The following is a 234-nucleotide window of genomic DNA, read 5'->3' as shown; positions in this document are numbered from 1 at the left end:
AAGTTTGGAGGGAGTTCTCTAAAAGATGCAGGACAATTTGCAAAAGTAAAAAAAATTATTTTTTCTAAGAATGATAGAGATGTAATAGTTGTTTCTGCACCTGGGAGAAGATTTAGCGAGGATACAAAAGTAACAGATGAACTAATAGGTTTATCTCAAAAGAATAATAAAATAGAAGAGTTAAATCAAATAATAAAATCTTTGGAAGAAAATTTAGAGCTCCAAAAAGTATAT

At 28.2% G+C, this 234-nt stretch carries 1 pseudogene; it reads left to right on the top strand.

Annotated features, from left to right (window positions below):
• Nucleotides 1–234 (top strand): annotated as a pseudogene (locus KZZ06_RS22270) (hypothetical protein); the annotation flags it as partial.

Source organism: Sulfitobacter sp. CW3 (assembly GCF_019392245.1).
Taxonomy (GTDB): Bacteria; Pseudomonadota; Alphaproteobacteria; order Rhodobacterales; family Rhodobacteraceae; genus Sulfitobacter.
This window is presented reverse-complemented; position numbering and strand designations above follow the sequence as displayed.